4 protein-coding genes and 1 tRNA gene are annotated in these 2,786 nt (G+C 62.0%); 2 read left to right on the forward strand and 3 right to left on the reverse strand.

Going from position 1 to position 2,786, the window contains the following annotated elements; translation table 11 throughout:
* Positions 1 to 209: 209 nt before the first annotated feature.
* Positions 210 to 285, reverse strand: a tRNA-Ile gene (locus EN750_RS27800).
* 135 nt (positions 286 to 420) lie between these two features.
* On the opposite strand from EN750_RS27800, the gene EN750_RS27805 reads away from it, so the two are divergent.
* Complete coding sequence (locus tag EN750_RS27805; RefSeq protein WP_127318362.1) at positions 421 to 1,131, forward strand: SIMPL domain-containing protein; 711 nt, start codon at positions 421 to 423, stop codon at positions 1,129 to 1,131.
* Between the two features lie 212 nt (positions 1,132 to 1,343).
* Here EN750_RS27805 and EN750_RS27810 read toward each other — a convergent pair whose 3' ends face one another.
* Both EN750_RS27810 and EN750_RS27815 read right to left on the reverse strand, forming a co-directional pair.
* A complete protein-coding gene (locus EN750_RS27810) occupies positions 1,344 to 1,700 on the reverse strand; it encodes a hypothetical protein (RefSeq protein WP_127326311.1) in 357 nt (118 codons plus the stop codon).
* A gap of 254 nt (positions 1,701 to 1,954) precedes the next feature.
* Positions 1,955 to 2,401, reverse strand: coding sequence for a YcgN family cysteine cluster protein (locus EN750_RS27815; protein WP_127398619.1), 447 nt, complete (start codon positions 2,399 to 2,401; stop codon positions 1,955 to 1,957).
* Between the two features lie 197 nt (positions 2,402 to 2,598).
* Between EN750_RS27815 and EN750_RS40060 the strand changes: the two genes are divergently transcribed.
* Positions 2,599 to 2,786: hypothetical protein (locus EN750_RS40060; protein ID WP_145967961.1), on the forward strand; the 188-nt coding region annotated here is incomplete at its 3' end.

Here is a 2,786-nt window from a genome sequence, read left to right on the forward strand (position 1 = left end):
GGACTGCACCCGCCCGAAACGGATGGAACGAGCGCATTGCGGCAGTTCGATTCCTTTCGCGCCGCCCTATGTTGTAAAGCAGTTTGATCGGCAGTCCTCGGGAGCCCATTATAAATCAGTGAATTCAACGAGATCGACGGAGATTCGCCAACCTGATTTGGCTAACCGAGGCAAATAAAACACGACAACTTATTGATAAATAGCGACAATGGTGGGCCCGGAGGGACTCGAACCCCCAACCAAGCGGTTATGAGCCGCCGGCTCTAACCATTGAGCTACAGGCCCCACGCGGGCTGGATTAATGTTTTTCGCATCGCGGCACAAGGCTTTCCCGACGGGCTTCCGCAGATCGCCCAAATCAACCCATAATCGCGCTCTACGCGACCCCTTGCGACTTGATCGCAGACCAAGGAGATTTTCATGACCAGACATCTTTTGCCTCTCGCGCTCGCCACTGCAATCGCTTTTCCGGCGATGGCTGGAGCCGCCGATCTGCCGACGCCGCCCCGCATCATCGTGTCGGGCGAAGGCGAAGCAACCGTAGCCCCCGATCTGGCGGTCCTGACGCTGAGCGTCATGCGCGAGGCCAAAACCGCGCGCGCCGCGCTCGATGCCAACAATGACGCCATGGCCGCCGTGATCGCGGCGATGAAGTCCGCCGGCATCAAGGACCGCGATCTGCAGACCGCTGGCATCCAGATCAACCCGCGCTACAACTACACCAACAAGCCGGACGGCAGTCAGGAAGCCGAACTCGTCGCCTACCAGGTGACCAACACGCTTTCGGTGCGGGTGCGCGACGTCGACAAGACAGGCGAGATCCTCGACAAGGCGGTGTCGCTAGGCGTCAACCAGGGCGGCGGCATTGCCTTCACCAATGACAACCCGGCAGCTACGGTCACCGAGGCGCGCAAGAAGGCGGTCGCCGACGCCATGGCCAAGGCCAAGACGCTGGCCGAAGCCGCCGGCGTCAGCCTAGGCCGGGTGCTCGAGATCACAGACCAGAACATCAGGCCGGCGCCGATGCCGATCAATGCCAAAGCCTTCGATGCCGCGGCCGGCGCGGCTCCGGTACAGGCCGGTGAGAACGCCTACAATGTGCAGGTCACCGTCACCTTCGAGCTGAAATAAGCGGCTCTGCGATCCGTGGCTGAGCCTGGCCACGGCAATCATCAACCAATAGCGTGCATGAAAAAACCCGCGGGATTGCTCCCGCGGGTTTTTTCGAGCCACACCCTTCAAACGGAAAGGGGCTCGGCTAGTCCAGACCAATCTTCGCAGAAGATTGTGTCTCCCGGCTGATCTTCGCAGAAGATCAGCCTCTAGGGTCCGCCAAACCAAGCTTAGCGATAGATGACCGGGCAGCCGCGCTCATTGGCGAACACGACGACGACGCGGTCGCCATCCTGGCGGCCCGCCACTTTTACCGTACGACGGTTGACGTCGACGATCCGGACGCGGTGGAGGCCCATGCGTTCGGCCTTGTCGAGGGCGCGGTCCGGCGAGCAGCCACGGCGCCAGTTGCCACGGCGCTCGTCACGGCGATGGCGATAACCGTCGTCACCGGTATAGACGCCGAAACGCGGGTCGTTGTTGTTGCCGAAGCCGAGATAGAGGCTGTCGGCGTGAGCGGGAACGGCCGCCAGCGTGCCGAGACCGACCAGGGCCGAAAGGGCTGCCGTCTTGATCGTGTTGAACATCGTCTTCTCTCCTTTTTGCGGGCCTTCGCCCGTCCTCGTGAACCGATGGTGGGAGAATGCGCCTGCCTGTCTGAACTCTTTACGAACCTGCCGTTCATCTCCGGTTCATATGGCGGGAAAAGGAAAGTTCCCGCCATTCGCCGTCGTCCCCAGCCCTCGGTGAAGGCCAGAACGCCTGACTCGGCGCCCGGTTCCGACCCCGCGGATTGGCCGAATGTCTTCAAACGCGAGGCTCTTGCTCACCGCCGCTGGTCCTACGGCTCCTCGTCCAGTACATAGTCAAAATAGTCTTCCGGCTCGGCAAGATCGGTTTCGCTCACCTTGACCCGGCCGCGCATCGAGATGCCGGCTTCATGCACGGTCTCGGCGCTGCCCGACACCAGCCGGTGCCACCAGTAGAGGTCGCGGCCCTCGGCCACCAGCCGATAGGCACAGGTGCTGGGCAGCCAACTGATGGTTCGCACATTCTGTGGCGTCAGCCCGACGCAGTCGGGAACGCGCGCCAGCCGGTTGACGTAGTCCGAACAGCGGCAGGTCTCGGCATCGAACAGCCGACAGCCGACGCTGGTCCAGTATATCTCGCCGGTGTCCTCGTCCTCAAGCTTCGAAAGACAGCATTTACCGCAGCCGTCGCACAGCGATTCCCACTCGGCCGGGCTCATCGCCTCCAGCGCCTTGGTTTTCCAGAATGGCGTTTCCATTTCCGGGATGTGGCCCCAGCCGCGGGCAAGGTCAAGCGCGGCAATGGTCGCAATTGCGGCTATCGCCAGGTGAATGACATGAAGTTGCCTTCAAAAGGTCGGTCAATCGCCCCGTACGGCCTCTATCCGTGCCAGACTGGAACCAATCGGCACAAGATCGGTTTCGGCAAGGATGGGACCCCACAAGGAGAATTTCGATGAAACGCCAACCACGGATTCTGGCAGGCACGGCACTCGGCCTGCTTATGGCATCCGCGCCGTTGGGCGCGTTCCCGCTTCAGGGAAGTGTCGCGTCCGGCCTTGCCCAGCGCACGGCAGCCCCATTCATCCTGGCGCAAGCAGCATGCGCCGAAGGCGAAGCCTGCGCACAACAGCAGCAGGCGGA

It is taken from the genome of Mesorhizobium sp. M7A.F.Ca.ET.027.03.2.1 (assembly GCF_003999175.1).
GTDB lineage: Bacteria > Pseudomonadota > Alphaproteobacteria > Rhizobiales > Rhizobiaceae > Mesorhizobium.

Coding starts and splice junctions, on each gene's coding strand:
- EN750_RS27805 (WP_127318362.1), top strand. CDS start 421: ATGACCAGACATCTTTTGCCTCTCGCGCTCGCCACTGCAATCGCTTTT.
- EN750_RS27810 (WP_127326311.1), bottom strand. CDS start 1,700: ATGTTCAACACGATCAAGACGGCAGCCCTTTCGGCCCTGGTCGGTCTC.
- EN750_RS27815 (WP_127398619.1), bottom strand. CDS start 2,401: ATGGAAACGCCATTCTGGAAAACCAAGGCGCTGGAGGCGATGAGCCCG.